We start from the raw sequence: 17,438 nt of genomic DNA on the forward strand, positions 1-17,438 counted from the left end.
CAACTTACTTAAACCATTTTTCCATATTGTCCAGACACATACCGCCGTTTGCCGTCGTGGATGACTTCCCAATAGCCCTTAGAGTTGTTTGAACCTTTAACAGAACCTGAGATGTTAATTGTCTTGCCGAGACCAATTGTATCCACATTCTTGGCGTTTTTACGGTCTGGTTTGTCCATAATAATGGCTGCACTTTTAACACCAACAATTTTAATTTTGCCTACAGACTTAATCCCCCCGCTAGTCTTGTTTGAAGATTTAGCAGGAGCAGATTTTGAAGGGGTTTTCCCTAACTCTGCATCGCTCTTGATATATCTTACGTTAACGTAACCGCTGTATGTGGCTCCTTTAGAATTGGTATATTTAATGTAACCCCAACCATTTTGAGTCGATCCTTTTTTATATTGGACAGTCGAACCTTTAGGAAGAGCAAGCACAATAGACGAGTTGGCATTGCGCTGAGTTCTCACATTAAGGCTGTCAGCAACAACTGTATTTTTAATATAAGATTCTTTTGTTTTATCAACAGGAGAATTTACCGTTTTAGACGGGGCGCCGCTGATACCGGCTTTAAAGGAGTCCCATCGATCAAGCAGCTTGCGCGGACAATACTTGCCGGACCAGTGCTGGTGAGGGACCACGTTTGCAAGGGAAATACCCTGATCCTTCATGAGCTTTTTGATCAGCCATTGCGCATTTGCCACGGCTTTTTCAAAATCCCCATCACTATTCTCACAAATTTCAATGCCGATAGATTTCCGGTTGCCGGTGCCGTTTCCGTCGCCCGCGTGCCAACCGCTTTCATTCAAGGGTAGGTGTTGATAAATCTCTTTGTCGTCTACTGTAAAGTGCCAGCTGGTGGGTGTTTCCGGATTTTTCTCATAACGGGCGTGCATGGCTGCGCTTGCCCCTTGTGTCGTGTTTGACGTGTTATGAACTGTGATGTATGTCGGGTTCATTGCGTATCCCGGTCTGTTATTGTGCCCCACTGGAATAAAGTCTTTAGTGATTTTCACCATGTTTCATCGTCTCCTTTTGAGTAATAAAAAAAGCAGCCGGATTAGCCAGCTGCTTGATCGTCTTTATTGGTTGTTTTTTCGCTTTCATTTTCAATTACGTGTAAACGGTCTGTGATAAATCCCGGAATCTTAACGCCGATCTGTGCAAGGTTCTCCGTAATGGAAAGCCCCTCATTGGCGATATAAAAAAGAACGGTTCCAAATGTCAGGACGCCGTTCAGATTGAGAATTTTATCTACAATGTTGGCCACAATGATCACAAGGAAGCTGAGCATTTTCCGGACGTAACCAAACCAAGCACTACGGCTTCGTAGATTCTTAAATTTCCATGCCTTAATTACGCCTGTCAGGACGTCAATAATGCTGAAAACTAGCAGTAAATCAAGGTACTTCACACCCCCAAACAGGTAAACTCTCGCTAAATCCAATGTTTCAAAATTCATCCACACGTATATTCCCTCCAATTGTTATCACCTCCTTCGAGGCAAAATAAAAAACACCTCTCCGGGTGTTGATCAGTTTGCGGCGCCGCCTAAATCCACACTGACAGGCTGTTTTGTCATCGGATAGGTCAAGCCGGTTATTTGTTTGTATTCGTCTTCTGTAATTCTTCCCCACTCAACAAAATGGGCCACGTCTGCATTACTGTAATACTGCGGCCCCCATCCGTAGATGGTTTTAACGCTTTTAAACCAATCCATCATACCCCTTTCCCTCCCTCCGCCAGCACTAGATAAAGATTGGCTATCATTTGCGCTTGTGACTCGGCCAGGCTCTGCGCTTCCGCAAGCTGTGTTGTAATGGCCGCGTTCTGAGCTTTCAATTCATCGACGGGAGAAGGTACCCGTCCACTTTCAATTTGCTTTTCCAGGGCTTCTTTTTCTTCTTGGGTGGCCGCCTCCGTCCATGTCTTCTCAGCGGGATGATACATCGCCTTTATGAAAGATGGAGGCTGAACGGTTGTACAATTCTCAGGGATTGTATAGTTACCTTCTTCGTCAGGCTCAATCGGAATGGGTTTGGTCAAAATGAAATTTTCATCATATTCATAAACCTGAATCATGCTGTCCCTCCTTCCTGAAAGCCGACGACCACATCCAGATAGTAGCCTCCGCCCATCTTACTTGAGTCCGCCGGGTCCGGGTATTTTATTTTTAAATCCCCATTATCATAAATGATCAAATTGGCTGTGCCGCCTGTACCACTTAACGGAACTGTTATAACGGAACCGCCAGCAGGTGCGTATTCCGCGGGGACGGAGCCAAATATAATTTCGGCGTCTGTTTTCACATGCCCCCGTAAGATTAAAAACGCCCCCCACTTTGCGTACATCGGTGTCCGCGTCCCTGCAGCGGCTCCATTCTTCAGCATGATGTTGGCATAGGTGGCAGCTCCGTTCCATGTCTTCCGTTCAGCTTTAGAAATATGCCGTTCTTGGTTGTAATTATGGGCCGTGAACTGACGTAATAATTCTTCCAGCTCATCTTTAAAACCCGCTGTGAATAGCTTTGATAATTCTTCTAATGTATCTTTGAAAGGTTTGGTAACATGAATGTCCGTATTATTGGCGTGAGTATTTACCTTCTCTTGCGCCCCGCTTTCTGTTTCTTTACTGTCCCAAGCCTTCCGATCTGCTGAAGAAACATGCTTTTCTTGATCGTTCGCATGGGCGTCTACTTTCTTTTGCGCGCCGGAGGGAGTTTCCTTGGCATTCCACGCCTTTCTTTCGGCAACTGTAATGTGCTTTTCTTCGTCATTCGCATGTTCATCCGTATAAGCTCTGGCCTTTTCCTCTGCATCATCCGCCTTCTGCTGCGCGCCCTCTTTTGTTTCAATAGCTTCCAGATCGGCGAATTTCTTCTGTAATTCCTCGACGGTCTGGCTGATTTCTTCGACAATGTGGTTTACCCCGTCTCTCAGCGTTTCAAAATCGTCAATGTAATAGTCAGCTGTCGGAATGATGTTCTGATCTTCTAACGTTTTGGCGATAGAGAAGGCAAAAAATGAAGTCGCCAGCGCCTGCCCGTTTGAATAGTAAAGTTTGATTTCAGCCTTTACCGTTCCATAGTGCTTAAGCTCTTCATCTGAAAGCATATATTCCGCATTTCCGTTCACCTTGTCGGTGATGGCAAGGCTCTTTTTGTAAAATGACCCATCTTCATACAATAGAACGATTTTCGCGTCTACAGCAGACAGAGGCAACGGCGTGCCATCCTTTGTAAAAGAAAAAGACAGCTTCGCGCTGCCCGTGTCCTGCGTCATGAATTGGATGTTCGTGGTTCGCCCGTTTGTCCGGTTCGCATTGATGTCAAATGCGACGCCCCCCGTTTTGTACATTCCTTTTCCTCCTTAGTGCTGCGGCGTAACAATCATTTGAGCTACACCGTATCCTTTTTCCGCATCATACGGAGACTTGATTCTCATAACAGTTCCATAGCCTCCGCTTTCCGCTTTAGTCGCGATTCCGCCAATTGCTGATACGCTATCCCCTACGGCCACTGTTTCGTCAATCCTGACAAAGACTTGACCGATCAGGCCGATGACATGCCATTCTTCCCGAGAGTCACGCGGCACATATTCGAGAGAAGGGTCGTAGTCTGGATTAAGTTTGGGGAGACGGATTTCTTCGCCGCCGCGGGAAACTGTCTCGTAGACCAACCCGCCGAATTCATTTCTTTCGTACTGCTCGTTCCAATAGAACGCAGCACCGCCGAGCACCACGCCCGCAGTTTCCGAAACAACTCCGAGAATCTTGTCCTCTTTTTCCGCTTTTCGAATCTTTTCGCCTTCTAGTGCAACGAGATAACTAGAATCAATTTTCTTGCCGTCAGCAGACTCAAAATACTCAGCGAAGTCTTTGAAATCTGAGACGCTCTCGACTCGCCCTGTGCCGCGAATATGACCGCCAGTCGAATCCAACTCCCATCTCGTATTTTTTGTTGAGGCAGTTCCTGTCCCGTAACCGCCTCTAACGCTGTATCCGTTATCGTTGATAACCCCCTGAGCTGCAAGAATAGCCCTTGAGTTGCCGTCACCTTTTGTGTGGCAGTTATTGACGGCTATTAGCGCTTGACGCGACCCCTCAGTTGTTGAGCCGCCCCGGACACCCAGCAGAACATTGGCCGGGCCTTTTGCGATGTTGTCACCTGTACTGCCTAAAATGGCACTTGCTTCATGCAGTGCAGATCCGGAAGTGTTACCGCCCATAAAGCCGCCTTTTACTCTTGTCGGGATAGTGCTGTACTCTCTCCCGGCCAATTGAGCAGATATCTTATACCCGGCTGCTTCTACACCTACAATAGTTGTTTGATTATTCGGCGAACCAATTCCGACAGTTCCGTTTTTACCTATAATCGTTCCATTCATAATGCTTGAATGATAAACCCCGCCGCCTAAACCGAAAGCTGCAGGAGCCGAGTTGTAAATATCAAAATTTGAGATCTTCACGTAATCAGCTTTTTGTGGGCCTCCGTACACTCGAATATCATGAGAAGCCTTTCTGAACCCTCTCATTTTAATACCGTTTACGGTGATATTTCTGCAGCGATACTGAAAAGCAACCACCGGACTGTTTTTATAATCGTAATTGGGATTTCCGATTGCGGTAAAATTGACAATCTGCACGTTCTTATATGCGGATACAACAAGAGCACGTGGGGTAATTTCCTCATACAGATCATTAAAAACCGGTTCTATTGCAGTGCAGTCCGTTAACGTCACATCATAAGCTGTGGTACTCTCAGGATCATTTGCTTTATGGTGGCCGATATGCCGCAAATCATAAGCCCGCACGTCCCGATATGAAACGTGGCCGAGGATATGAACATTTTGGGAAGCCGGCCATTCGGTATGCGCCTTAACTTCAACGCCTCGGATGTTTCCTTCTGTATAGTTGTTGAGCAGCCATACATGTTTAGAACCGTCATCAATCTCAATGCCGTTAGAGTTAGCCTTTCCCGCGGCATGTGCGATGCCTGTCGGGTTTGTGCAATGGCAGTTTGATATGAAAATATACTCACTGTAATGGGTTGTTATCCCGTCATCCCCATACCCTGAGTTAACGCAGCCGTCAATCCATACATATCTGCAGCCATCTTTTGTATACTCGGTATCTGGCAGATGGTCATACGTTGGCGCTGTTATATCAATGCCGTGAAGTGCGGGGTTAATGTTTTCTATATTTTTAATCCAGATGAATTTTGAATTCGCAAAGGCAACGCATGTGGAATGCTGCCCGCCTGTCGCCCTTAAACCACCCTGCCGTTCTTGATTCCAGTCTGTTGAGAATCCTTCAATGTGAATATTTCGATTCCCTTTTTCGTAGTCCGCATTCGTAATGACCCATTCTGAGGCGGGTGTCTCATCATTCAAAATTAAGAATGTAACGCCGATTCCCTGACCGACGAGACGAACCCAGGAAGGGATTTTCAAACCTTTCACGACGTAAATGCCAGCTGACATAACCACCTGCACCTTACCGGTTCCGAATGCCTTCTTAAATGCTTCCGTGCTGTCCGTTTTTCCCGTCGGGTCAGCCCCGAAGTCATCAACGTTTACAACGCGTTTGATTTTCCTGTCAAGCTTGCTGAATTCCCTATCAAGCCTGTCTTTCAATGTTGCGGCAATCTCCCCATCCGTCGTTACGCGGGAATCCACGACTTCTTTCACGTCTTTACCATCATGATTCAGTACAAGGTTAGTAAATCGCGCAAACAGATTTTTTAAACGGTTTTCGACGGTGTACCCATCATGTGTAATCTGTGAAGAATCATGAACGGCAATTCCTGCTCGGTGCCTTTTAAGATCATCATCAATTTTATTTATTCCATTTTCTATAGTTTCCATGTCATCCCTTATTTGAGATGTATACCGGGCATTTCGGGTGGTATCATAGTCTTTGGTAAGCCTGACCAATTTAGAACGCTCCTTTCAACTAAAACGAAAAGCACCCCAATAGAGGTGCTTTAAATCATCATTCTTAATTTCTGAACATAACGTTTTTGATCTTTCAATCGTTTTTCTTGCTCCATGCGGATATCCTGGATATCTTTACGGAAATTAGCAAAGTTCAATGTTGGCTTTGCATATGGATTTAAGGGCTTGTATTGAATGGAAAGCAGCCTGACATCGTCTTCATAAGTCACACCGTATGCTGTATCAGCCAACACATGAAGTGTGTCTCCCTTCCAAAAATCATCTTGTATTTCAAGAAGCTTCGGCTCATAGATGTATTCATAATCCACTTCGATCTCCATCTTCGGGTAAGGATTCACGTATTTTTTAAGCGCCGTCATCATGCTGGACTCTTTTTTATAACGCTCGTTGCGCAGTGGCTCAGCCCACCGCGGCATGCCATCAAGCAGGAACTTATCTTCGTCAGGGTGCTTGTAAAGGACTGGATCAAAAACGTACTCCGTTTTTTTGCTGTCTGTGCTGCTGTTTTCCTTAATCGCACCGAACCCCCGCGCCCGGGTAGAGCAGCCTTCTGTCGATGTTTTAATTTTAATACCAGGCATATTATAACGAGAGTCGAGAGTGTGATTGATACGCTTTCCCATCTTTTTATAGATGTAAATCTTGTAATTATCTACATCCAGTTCTAAACCGTAGTCTTCCACAATTTCGCTTATCAGCTCGTTCGCAAACTTGTCACCAAAATTCTCCTGCTCTACACTTTCAAATTCACTTTCCTTGTCTTTGAAAATATAAGAGAATTTCGTCCCCTTCAATGTGAAATCAAGCATTTTTCGTACAGTCAGTGTACCGCTGATTGTCTCTTCTACATAATGGTTATTCAAAACGGCAACGAAAACATGGCTTGCAGAAACTTTCTTGCTGAGTGTCTTTTCCTGATCGACTTCGATCATCGTGATAAAGTATTTTTGATGGTTAAATTTCTTTTCATCCAGGTAAAGAATATTGTCATTTATAAGCAAGTCATATTCAATGCCATTATCAGCAGTTCGAGTGATCGTAAACTCAATATCTTTTTTTCCAGTGGTGTCATCTAGCAGATCCGGATCGGCACCAATGACTTCGACAACTTGATTTCCGTCTTGACTGGAAACATGCAGTTGAGGGAAATAAACGTCTTTTGGCAAGTTTTGATTCAGCGTAATGTCTTTACCGTTATATTCCTTACTTGGTATGTCCGGCTCAGGATCTGGTGTACTCGGATTACTCGGTTCGTCTGGTACTCCCTCGGTTGTATCATATTTCGTTAATTTATAGGTGAAAATGAGGCTGTTCAATTTTGTTGCGTAATTTGGGTCGGTAGCATACCCGGCTTTGACGAGAGCCGCAGTTGCTTTCTGATAATCTGTTTCCCCGACGACAGCTTTATAATGGTTTTTGTCCCAGCTGAGGCCATTCAAGTACAGGTTTGCTAGGTCTTGTATAGATTCTTTCCATGAAGGGTACTTCCTGAATTTAGCCGGAACTTGTACGTTTTCTCCGTTGATAACTTCCCATGTTTGCATAATGACATATTGGCCGTTGTATTCGCCCTTCATACCGAAAAGATTATGCCCTTTTGTCGCCAATTCACTTGTGCCCCACGCGCTTTCTAAGCACCCTTGCGCAATGATTAGTGATGCGAGAATACGGTGTTTTTTATATATTTGCTGGGCCTCTCCGGCAATCTCTTTAATAAAATCTGTATTCGCCATATAATCCGCCTGCCTTACAAGTAGTAGAACCGTGTGTCAAATTCTATGACAAAATCATCAGCATTTTGAATTTCAAACTCATTCCAGCCAATTTCGAGATTCGGCAGACGTCCAGATGTTTTTATTGGTTTATTATTGAGCAGCGCGTACTGCTTTAAAAATGATACCTGCTGTGACTTCTTCAATTCTTGTTCAATCGTTAATTTCTCGCCATTGGTATGATTGATTAGCGTTACATTCTTCCCCTTGGCGTTCAACAGGACGTTATACGCATGATCAAGTGGATTGATTTGGACGTCTCCGGAATTAAAGACAGAGAAACGTTTCTGATTCCTAAAATAATAGGACAGGTTGTCATTCGATTGCAGGTTCATACCAATGTTCCAGTTCTCTCCTGACTGAGTTTGCGCTGTTTTGGTTGAATGTTTAGATTCTGCAATCCCAGTAATATTAGTAAACTCGACCGAAAAAACAGCATGTGTTTTCTCCTTTTCTTTGGAAATGCTGAAATTCCCATCACACATAACAAGGAAACGGCGATTCGGCCATAAGTCAGTGGAAATATAATAGGCAAATGGCTTCACCAATAAAGCATAAAGCTGATGCCTAAGCATGTAAAAATTATTGTGAATTTTCGAATTCAAATATATTTCTACAGTAACCTTTCTTGATGAATAGGTCACGTCACGTGGGTGCTGTGCTGAGATAACACCATGTCGCCGCGGGATCGTGATCGTTTCCCGATTGATAATCGGCGCTTCCGCCAAAAAACTCAACACTTCAAATTGAGGGAGCAAGCTGTCAAGGCTCTGCTCCCCCAAGCCGTTATTAAAATCCAAAAATAGCTTTACCAAGCCGGCTTACCCCCGTTTCTATATTGTTTTCTTTTATATCGGTCAGCACTCGTTTGATCTACTCGGGCACCATCAATATAGGTGTTGTTATCTTTTAAGACCAGCTGTTGCAGTAGCTGAATGTTCTGCTGGAGAGCGTCGATCTGCTGCCCCATCATACTGATTTGCCTTTCTTGATTTTCCACGACCCGAGTCATATCAATATTGACGCTTTTATCATTTTCAGGCTGTGCCGCGGATGCTTTTTGAAGCAATAGTAAAGCCTTCGAGATCATCCCTTCCTGCAGAGAAGGCAAGACGCCAAGCTCACGCCCAACCCGCGCCCATAATCCGATATTCCTTTCGCGGTATGCCGGATCTTTCGTAATGGTGGTTTCATCGTATCCTCGTTCGTTGAGAACGGCGAGCTTGGAGCCGCCACGCCCCGGAGAAGTACCTCCCTTTGCATACCCTACGTACGGGCCGCCACGCGCCATTGATTTCAAGCCGGGATGATTTGATATGTCTCCATATCGCCCCTTAATGTAATTAATAGCAGCCAAAACACTATCTACGGGATTCAAAATGTTGTTGTGACCCGGAAATGCATTTGAGGCAAACGTACTTGGAATCGTCTGCATTAGTCCCTGTGAAGGATTACCTGCCTTCCAGTTAGAGTCCCACCTGTTGACGACATTTGGATTCCCTCCTGACTCTTTCATGGCAATCGTGATCAAGCCGGGAACCCATGAAAACGGGACGCCAGCGATGCCGACGGCTTCTGTTACCCATTTTTGGACCTGGGCAGATCCGGTTGCGCCTTTATAGGCATCTGCCGTAAAAAATCCCACATCCGGCAAGACCCCTTTTAAGAATTGAAGGGCACCGCTTTTTAGCGTTTTGAGAATACCAGTCCCTAACCCGTCAATTCCGGTTCCTGTTTTAAACGGGATCATGCCTTTGAAAATGCTGCTGATTATCTTTTGCGGCCCTTTCATAATCATTTCCATAACGTTAGAAGCGACATCCTTCGTTTTGCCAATGACATTCTTCCCGACAGAGACAGCGCCTTTCACCAGCTTTTTTGATCCCTCAAACGCATTTTTGAAGAAGTTTCCGACCCCATTTGCATAACCGGGAAGCCCTGTGGCAGTTGCTTCTTTCGACTGAGCGTGCGGAAGAACAGACGTGCCGCGCGGAAGATCCCACACTTGTGGGCCGCCCATTCCGACAATGTAAGTGCCGATACCGGGCGTGTGAGCAAGCTCCCATCCTTCCTCTCCGACTAATGCCCGGCCGCCGGGGTGGAAGTCTGTTCCTTTGGCATAGGCTAACCCCGGTGCGATTTGCATTGTAGAAGACTGGCGACTGTCGTAACCTGCCGGCTTCCACTGGGGAATTGTAGGAATGTGCATAAATTCCAAAACTGTATTTATACCGTCAGTTATAGCGTTTACTTTGGTTGCTAAATCTACTTTTAACTGATCCCAGACACCAAGCACTTCACCTTTTTCCCAATCAACTTGACTGATATGGCCTTCAGCTTGTTTTTTTGCCTCTTCTACGACACCTTTATGAGTTTTCTCCGCTTCACTAATTGTCTTTTTAGCCTGACTCTTTGCATTTTTAACGGTTTTATCGTGTTCTTTCTTAGAAATTGAACCTTTCACATAATACTGTTCATCAGCGGCATCAATAACGGCATCACGTTGTTTCTTAGCTGCTTTAATCGTTTTCTCTTTTGCATTGTTACTGTCTTTTACTACGGCCGCCGCTTGCTTTGCAGAAAGATTAGACGTTTCTTCTTTTAATTTTTTGGAGATTTTGGTTTGCTCGTCCTTGCTACGTGAGAGTGCAGTCTCCATTTCAGCAAGCATTTTGCCTTGAATTTTAGCTATTTCTTTATTTTCTTTTTCCGTGGTTTTTCGATTTTCACGGGCGGCAGTCCTATAAATTTCATCTACTCGATCAACATACTTTTGGATCTTCTTTTGTTTTTTCTCGTTATAAGCATCAATTTTGCCAATGATTTTATTTTCTTCTTTATCAGACATCCCTTTATTAGAAGCATAAAATTCTTTTAGCACTTTAGTTGCATTGGTCGCGCTGGTTTTGTATCCGTTTTTCAAAGAATCTCCCATGTCTTTAAAGCGCTTTGACATGTCATCTGCGATATCGTTCGTGATGGTAGCATTGGTCGCTTTCAGGGTGTTCAGCTTGGCCGTAACCTCAATGTTCATGTCTTCATAGGCATTGACGGCTTTTGCTGTGGATTTTGATACACCGTCTCCAAAATCAATTGTCGCCGGAAGCACTCGTTTCTTTAAATTGTCATAATACTTAAATCCTGCATCAGCTAAAAGGGTCACACCCGTAATGAGCGCGCCGACTGGTCCGCCTAACAATCCAAGTCCGCCACGTAAAAGACCGACAACAGCAGTGCCTTTTTTAAGTATGTTAAACAGGCCGAAACCGCTTTTTGCAAGCTTCGTAAATCCGCCCGCTCCTTTTACTGCACTTAATCCTGTTTTGATAATTCCGGCGCCGAACTTTAACAGTTCAGGGGCAAAGGTGAGAACGAGGCCGGCAATTGTCCCGATTGGACCGCCGAAAAGAGTAAGCCCAGTACCGGCCACACGAGAGGCGCCGCCAAGCCCGCGCATCGCTTTCGAGCTTTTATTTGCCGATTGCTCCAGCCGGCCAACTCGTGTCGTTGCCACGGTGTTTGTTTGGTTGAGCCTTTCCATTCGGGTAGCTGCTACCGTTGCGGCAGTGGAAGTTGTCGCAATACCAGCTGCCGCTGTTCGGGATGCGGCGCCTGCCGCAACGGCTTCAGTCGTATAAACGCCGAGACTTGTTGATGCCCGATTGACGTTACCGGTTAAATATCCCCCCGCCGTACGGAGCATGTTCCATCCTGCTGCGATCTTCGGTAATGCCCCGATTAACAGCAAGGCAGCCCCGCCAAAAAGAGAAAATACTGTTACAGCTCCGGCCGTAATAGCAATTGTGCTTGCGACGGATTTCGGTAAGGCGTCGAACCATGTCACTAATGAAGTCAGGCCGTCAGTAGCAGCTCTGATGATCGGTATAAACTGGTTTCCCATGGTGATGACGGCATTGTTTGTTGCAGATTTCAGATATTCTACAGATCCGGCCAGGTTGTCCATCTGCGTGTCAGCCACTTTTTCAGCAATACCGCCGCTGTTTTCTATTTCCTTTGTGAATTCTTCCAGCTTATCTTTACCTGCATGCATGAGCGTGATAAATCCAGATATAGCATGTTGTCCGGCCAGCTGTTTAGCGATCCGGATCTGTTCTGTTTCAGTATAATTTTTTGTTTTCTCTGTGATCTGCCCCATGATGTCGGCCAGCGGGCGCATCTTTCCGGTAGAGTCTGTCACTTTTAAACCTAATTCTTCAATAGCCGAAGCCGCAGGTTTAGGCGGAGCCGCTAAACGAGTAAGCGTCGATCGAAGTGCTGTACCCGCCATGTCTGCCTTTATTCCGCTGTTTGCAAGAATACCGGTTGCCGCGGCCAATTCTTCCATACTGAGACCTGCTGTTTTAGCAGCCGGAGCCGCATATTTCATCGTTTGGCCAATCTCCTGCAAAGTGGCATTGGAGTTCGTGAACGTATACGTCATTGCATCGGCAACACGGTTTGTGTCCTCTGCCTTTATATGAAATTCGGTTAAGATGTCAGAAACGATATCAGCCGTTACGCCGAGGTCGGTTTGTCCGGCGGCTGCCGTCGCAAGCAAGCCGGGCATAGCGCCGATAATTTGGTTCGTCTTATAGCCGGCCATCGCTAAATACTGCATGCCTTCGGCTACTTGCCCATCCGTATACTGTGTGACGGCGCCAAGATGACGGGCTGTTTCTGTTAATGATGCCAATTGATCGTTTGTTGCGTTCGCCAAGGCGGCGACACGGCTCATATCTTTCTCGAAGCTCGCTGCGGCCTTAACGGTTGCACCGATCCCAAGCGCTCCGGCGGCACCAATTCCCGCTAATGCCTTTCCTGTGGCTTTTGCAGATTTATAAACAGCGTTCAGCTCTTTTGATACATCCTTTGAATCCTTTTTAAAAACAGAAAAAATTCCTGCAGCCCGACCGCTGCTGTCTGACATGGTCTGAAACTCTTTGCTGACTTTATTCAGCTCTTTGCCGAGATTCTCATGAACCGCAATAGCATCATTCAAACGCCGCGCCTGAATCTGTGTCTCTCGGTTGTCTTTTCCTTTTTGTCTGACCAGTTCTTCATACCGCTGACGGTGCTCTTGGACCAACCGGCCTTGAATCTTATACTTATTACTCAAGCCCTCCATCTGCGATTGCAGGAGCTTTGATTGATCACCAGCATTTTTATAGATGCTTCCGGCTGCCTTCATTTCTGAATTGGCCAGACGCATCTGCCTTTTTAAGCCTTCAATACCCCGGTTAAATCCTGTATCATCAAGGCCGACCTTAACGACCATATTTCCTATTGGTTGAGCCATATGTATCCACCCCGCTTTCCTGGCAAAGATTCAACAAAAAAAGACAGGCTAAAAGCCCGTCTAAAAGAAGACATCTTCAAATTTCACTTCTTCTGGTTTATTAGTTTCGGTCAATATCTCTAAATAGTGATATATGTCCATCTCGTCAATTGCACTCATACTCCACCCTTGTTGTAGGAGAGTGGCGTAAATTTCATTTATCTGCTCTATTCCGCGCTCGTAGGTGTATTCTTCTCCGTCTGTTCCGGCAAAAAATCCTGATCAGCATCCTCAATTTTTTTATAGCCGGCAACTTCCGAGAGAATGCGGCTTATTTCCTTAGTCACTTCAAAAGATTCCAGCCCCTCAAATAATTGATCGTAAGTAAATTGGTTCCGGAATAGCCCAACAATAAATTGCAGCTGTTTTTCAAGAATCTTGATGCTTTTCTCCAAATTTTCTGCTGTTTTTTCAGCTTCTGCGTTCAACCGTAATGCTTCAATAAGTGTTTTCGTATTTGTCCGAGGTGCAATAAATGTTTTCAATTTCTTTTCATCTTCGAACCATAGTTTGATTGAAATATGTTTTTGAGCCATGTCGACTCCTCCTTTTAATTGTTATAGAAATTAAAAAGGAAGCACTCTGCTTCCCTTTTTAAGCGCCAAGATCAGTGCTTTTACTTGCTTTGGGTTCATCTTTAGATGAAGTGTAGGCGTTGCCGTATACCTTTTCATAAAACTTGTCTAAATCGAAATTAGGCGCGTCTTCATCTGCGATGATTTTATACACGTCATCCTGCTCTCTTTCAAGAAACTCCGCGGACAATTTAGAGGTCTGGAAGTCTATTTTTTCTTTTTTTGTACTCCAGTCATCATCCGGCAAAGTAAATCGACCTTGAACTAAGCCTACATGACGTTTTTTTCCGTTTGCTTTGACACCAAAGAAGGTAATCGCGATCCACGGCGGAGTAACGTTTTTCTTGAAAAGATATAGACCGTCTTTGGTTTCCTCTATCCCAAATAAATTGACAAGGTGTTCCGGCGGTACGTCTCGCATTTCTAAGTCGAGTTTCGTTGAGCCAGTCGAGACAGCTAAATCAGCTACTTTGTTATCTGCGTACTGTTTTTCTGTAGATGAATCGGTTGCCATCTTTGCGTTGATAGCATGTGGATAATCAATGATCTTGCTGGCGATCCACAAGCCTTCTTTTTTGATTAATGGTGAATACTTAACGCCTTCCAATCCCACCATAGAACTGTATTCGGGCATGATAAAACCTCCAATTATAATAAAATATTGGCCTCAAACCGATAACCTTTTCGAATGAGGCGCTCAGATTGTAAAAACTCATTAATAGGACCATAAGTCTGGAAATCAAAACTTCCCATTACATCAACGACAGCAGCCATTACGGATTCACAAGACTGATTGTGGTACGCATCAATCTGATATAGCGTGCTGTCCTGGATAGGCTTACCGTCTGCCCATTTGGTTGTTCGATAATCTAATTCTTGTACGACAATATAAGGCGGCTGGCTTTTTATCCCTTCCGGCACTGCCAATTCATAGATATTGCCGGGGTCAACCAATGATAAAAGCGCCGGATGGGCTTCCAGCGCTTCAATTAAACTGTTTTTCAATTGTTCAGCTCGTTCGATAAGATTCACAGCTTGTATCCCGCCTTTATGACTTTTTCCATAGCATCAAGCATCTTGCCATTCGCCTTTACCATACTCCGGTGAATAAATGGATTGGCAGCTTGATGGAGCGTGCCGAATTCCGGCAAGTGAACACGGAATTTTGTATCTTTTGTAGGGCCTACAACTGCGTATATCTCTCCGTCTTCATCCCGCCTGATACGGCTGCCGACTATAATATCATCGTCAATGTGCGGATGACTTCCGCCAATGGAAGAGCGTGGAGCTTCCTCGTTAATTTCCGCAGCCAAAACAGCCCCTCCGGCTTTCACTGCTGCTTTATGAATCTTTTCATCCTTACGGGCCAGATCAGCGAAAGTAGATTCAAGCTCTCTAAACCCTTTCAATTCCAGTTCAAAGTTCATCGGCTCACCACATTCGCTTTAATCGTAATGAAATGCCGCCGCGAATAATTCGGCAAGATAGCCTCAATTTCATATGAATCGCCCTGAAAGACGATTCGCATATGTTCATTGATATCTTCCCGGTGCCGGATTGTAAATTGAACTGTTTTTTCTTTTTGTATGGCCGCTGCAGCATAATATTCCCGGCCTTTTAAGCCTTCCGCCTTTGCCCAGCATTCAATAACTGTTTCCCAGCTATCATTTCCCTCCACAGGCAGACGGCCGCCGGGCTTCTTTTTTTGAAATTGAATGCGATACCGCATATCATTCAGCATTAGCCTTCACCTCTGGAACTACATATTTCAACTGATTGATCATCATAGTCAGCACCCCATCAAGATTGGATGTCGTGCCGGCAATCTCCCGGTTTTCATACCAATGCGTCACAAAAGCTTTTACACACATAGCTGCTCGTGCTGAGTTATTCGGAAATGTAAGGCCAGTAGCACCTGTTATATGTTCTTTTGCTGATGCGATAAAGTCTAAAATCAAATCATCCTCCAGATCACCATCGACCCGGAGGAATTTTTTCACTTTCTCTAATTCTATTTTTTCTGCTTCTGTCATCTGGCATCACCTGCCTTTCATTCTGCAGGAGTGGCGGATTTCAGTTCATCAATTTGTTTTTGCATACCATCAAGCACAGCCTTCACTTCACTGTTCAGATGATCCAACATGATGCTGCCAGACCCAACATTTTTGCTGCGAACTGATTTTTCGGCCAGCATTTCATGTGCAATACTCCCCTCTTCAATGACTGCCGGCTCGCCCGGTTCGCCTTTGGGGCCTGGTTCGCCTGGCTCGCCTTGGGGTCCTGGAGGTCCCGGTTCACCTTGAGGTCCTGGTTCACCCGGATCACCCTTTAGGCCTTTTACGTAGAGAGGATTTTCTTCGCTGTTATCAGCAACCGAAATGTCAGTGATCGGCACTCCTTTACCGTTGTCCCTCGCAGAAGTTAATACACCGTTACTTTCGTTCAGAATATTGTCTAATTTCGCCATGTCGATCAATCCTTTCAATTTCAATTTTTATTTTTATTTTCCAAGATCAGCAGACTGTTCAGGCGTTTCTACCTTTGCGTCTTCCCCGACGACAAGATCAGTGACAATGACGGCTGCCTCCGGATCTACTACTTTTCCGTCGAAACGTTCAATACCACGGAAATATGTCTGATCCGTAAGAAAAGCGTCTCCGCCTACGTCAGTTGATTTGATTTCGAATTTTTGACGGTCAAACATGAAATAGCCGCGCTTAAAATCACCAAATAGAATGTGCGTTTTCTGGGTTTTATCATCCGTAAGGATTTCGTCATAGACTTCAACAGGACGGCCGAAGAGCAAAAAGTTGTCCTCGTTTCTCGGATCTTCTGCTAAAATGCCACGACCGTTTTTATCTTCAATATTAGCCAGCGTTTCAAAAGCCTCCGTATTCATCACCCAAACTGCGCTGCGGCGATAACCGCGGTTAATTTGGTTTTTAACCTTGCGTAGAAATTTAATCGTAATTACAGATGGCGCTTTAAGCGTTTTGTATTTTCCGCTGGTAATGATGCCTTCAACATTCGTCTCCCCGCCTTTTCCATAAAAGACTTCATCGTTTTCTGTTACGATGGCAGATTCAGAGAGCCAGTCTACAATCTCACGAACGAAGTTTACAAATGAATCATTTAATAGCTCGCTGGGAGCAGGCATAAATCCGGCGAATTTTTTGACGTTGTACCAGACTTGATCGAATTCCATGTTTTTCAATTCTTTAATTTGTTCTTTTTCGGCTGTATTATAGAGTTTTCCAGCTACACCCTTTCGAACTGTATAACTCCCCGACGGAGCTGTTTTAGGCACAACACGAACCAGATTACGAACAGAGTTTAGCTCCTGAATGGACTTCAAGATTTCTTTTGAAATGTCATCCGGTACAGTGTATCCCCCATCTTTATCACTTCCAGAAGACAACGAGCGATTTTCCTTCAGAACACGCTGCATCATACTTCTTTCTTCTTCTCCGAGGTCATGACTGCGTCCGGTTAACACTTTAAACCAAGCATCCCGGTACTCATTTGTGGCTGTTAAGATGTCGCGCTGTTCCGGTTCCTCATCAGGTTTTCGTTCAAGTTCCGGTACAAAGTTTCGCTCTTCATCCAAAGCCGGCAGTTCCAAGTCGCGTTCTTCTGACATCAGTTCGATTTGTCTTTGCAGCGCCTTCGCTTCATCAAGCATGCTGCGGGCTTCTTCGGACTTTCCTTCATCCAAAAGATTGGATGCCTCTTGTTTTTTCTGTGTGAATTTTTGTCTTAATTCACGTTCTTTTTTTGTCATTGCTACTGGCATTCAGGTATC

The 17,438-nt window shown here is 44.9% G+C and carries 17 protein-coding genes; all 17 read right to left on the bottom strand.

The genetic code is table 11. The features are described 5' to 3' along the window. Positions 1-8: 8 nt before the first annotated feature. The gene (locus G9F50_RS07140) at positions 9-1,019 is read right to left on the bottom strand and encodes an N-acetylmuramoyl-L-alanine amidase (protein ID WP_165417702.1); all 1,011 of its coding nucleotides are present in this window, start codon (positions 1,017-1,019) and stop codon (positions 9-11) included. Positions 1,020-1,060: 41 nt separating this feature from the next. Further along, positions 1,061-1,483 carry a phage holin family protein gene (locus G9F50_RS07145; protein WP_154303293.1) on the bottom strand — a complete coding sequence of 141 codons (423 nt, stop codon included), beginning with the start codon at positions 1,481-1,483 and terminating at the stop codon, positions 1,061-1,063. 51 nt (positions 1,484-1,534) lie between these two features. Next, positions 1,535-1,723 (bottom strand): XkdX family protein, encoded by a 189-nt coding sequence (locus G9F50_RS07150; protein ID WP_044802499.1) that lies wholly within the window; start codon positions 1,721-1,723, stop codon positions 1,535-1,537. Further along, the gene (locus G9F50_RS07155) at positions 1,720-2,082 is read right to left on the bottom strand and encodes a hypothetical protein (protein WP_165417703.1); all 363 of its coding nucleotides are present in this window, start codon (positions 2,080-2,082) and stop codon (positions 1,720-1,722) included. The genes G9F50_RS07150 and G9F50_RS07155 overlap by 4 nt, the downstream gene beginning before the upstream one ends. Further along, positions 2,079-3,356: a phage baseplate upper protein gene (locus tag G9F50_RS07160; RefSeq protein ID WP_165417704.1), complete on the bottom strand. Its 1,278-nt coding sequence runs from the start codon at positions 3,354-3,356 to the stop codon at positions 2,079-2,081. Before G9F50_RS07160 ends, G9F50_RS07155 begins: the two co-directional genes overlap by 4 nt. A gap of 12 nt (positions 3,357-3,368) precedes the next feature. Continuing rightward, positions 3,369-5,864 (bottom strand): peptidase G2 autoproteolytic cleavage domain-containing protein, encoded by a 2,496-nt coding sequence (locus tag G9F50_RS07165; protein WP_260399191.1) that lies wholly within the window; start codon positions 5,862-5,864, stop codon positions 3,369-3,371. A 119-nt stretch (positions 5,865-5,983) separates the two neighbouring features. Then, on the bottom strand, positions 5,984-7,687 hold the full coding sequence (locus G9F50_RS07170; RefSeq protein WP_165417706.1) for a phage tail spike protein: 1,704 nt from the start codon (positions 7,685-7,687) through the stop codon (positions 5,984-5,986). A 14-nt stretch (positions 7,688-7,701) separates the two neighbouring features. Next, positions 7,702-8,541 (bottom strand): phage tail domain-containing protein, encoded by an 840-nt coding sequence (locus tag G9F50_RS07175; protein ID WP_165417707.1) that lies wholly within the window; start codon positions 8,539-8,541, stop codon positions 7,702-7,704. Further along, on the bottom strand, positions 8,535-13,022 hold the full coding sequence (locus G9F50_RS07180) for a phage tail tape measure protein (protein ID WP_165417708.1): 4,488 nt from the start codon (positions 13,020-13,022) through the stop codon (positions 8,535-8,537). Before G9F50_RS07180 ends, G9F50_RS07175 begins: the two co-directional genes overlap by 7 nt. A 206-nt stretch (positions 13,023-13,228) precedes the next feature. Next, positions 13,229-13,597, bottom strand: coding sequence for a phage tail assembly chaperone G (gpG, locus tag G9F50_RS07185; protein WP_061890675.1), 369 nt, complete (start codon positions 13,595-13,597; stop codon positions 13,229-13,231). A gap of 58 nt (positions 13,598-13,655) precedes the next feature. Continuing rightward, positions 13,656-14,270 carry a major tail protein gene (locus G9F50_RS07190; RefSeq protein ID WP_014305137.1) on the bottom strand — a complete coding sequence of 205 codons (615 nt, stop codon included), beginning with the start codon at positions 14,268-14,270 and terminating at the stop codon, positions 13,656-13,658. 14 nt (positions 14,271-14,284) lie between these two features. Continuing rightward, the gene (locus G9F50_RS07195; RefSeq protein WP_165417709.1) at positions 14,285-14,668 is read right to left on the bottom strand and encodes a DUF3168 domain-containing protein; all 384 of its coding nucleotides are present in this window, start codon (positions 14,666-14,668) and stop codon (positions 14,285-14,287) included. Then, positions 14,665-15,063, bottom strand: coding sequence for an HK97-gp10 family putative phage morphogenesis protein (locus G9F50_RS07200; RefSeq protein ID WP_014305139.1), 399 nt, complete (start codon positions 15,061-15,063; stop codon positions 14,665-14,667). Before G9F50_RS07200 ends, G9F50_RS07195 begins: the two co-directional genes overlap by 4 nt. Beyond that, on the bottom strand, positions 15,060-15,377 hold the full coding sequence (locus G9F50_RS07205; protein ID WP_025852580.1) for a phage head closure protein: 318 nt from the start codon (positions 15,375-15,377) through the stop codon (positions 15,060-15,062). Before G9F50_RS07205 ends, G9F50_RS07200 begins: the two co-directional genes overlap by 4 nt. Further along, entirely contained in the window at positions 15,367-15,669 is a 303-nt protein-coding gene (locus tag G9F50_RS07210; protein WP_100001500.1) for a head-tail connector protein, read from the bottom strand. Before G9F50_RS07210 ends, G9F50_RS07205 begins: the two co-directional genes overlap by 11 nt. A 17-nt stretch (positions 15,670-15,686) precedes the next feature. Beyond that, on the bottom strand, positions 15,687-16,103 hold the full coding sequence (locus G9F50_RS07215; RefSeq protein ID WP_043867125.1) for a phage protein: 417 nt from the start codon (positions 16,101-16,103) through the stop codon (positions 15,687-15,689). A 33-nt stretch (positions 16,104-16,136) separates the two neighbouring features. Next, positions 16,137-17,429, bottom strand: coding sequence for a phage major capsid protein (locus G9F50_RS07220; RefSeq protein WP_165417710.1), 1,293 nt, complete (start codon positions 17,427-17,429; stop codon positions 16,137-16,139). Between the last annotated feature and the right edge of the window lie 9 nt (positions 17,430-17,438).

Source organism: Bacillus sp. EKM206B, assembly GCF_011066015.1.
In the GTDB taxonomy this organism is placed as follows: Bacteria; Bacillota; Bacilli; order Bacillales; family Bacillaceae; genus Bacillus; species Bacillus velezensis.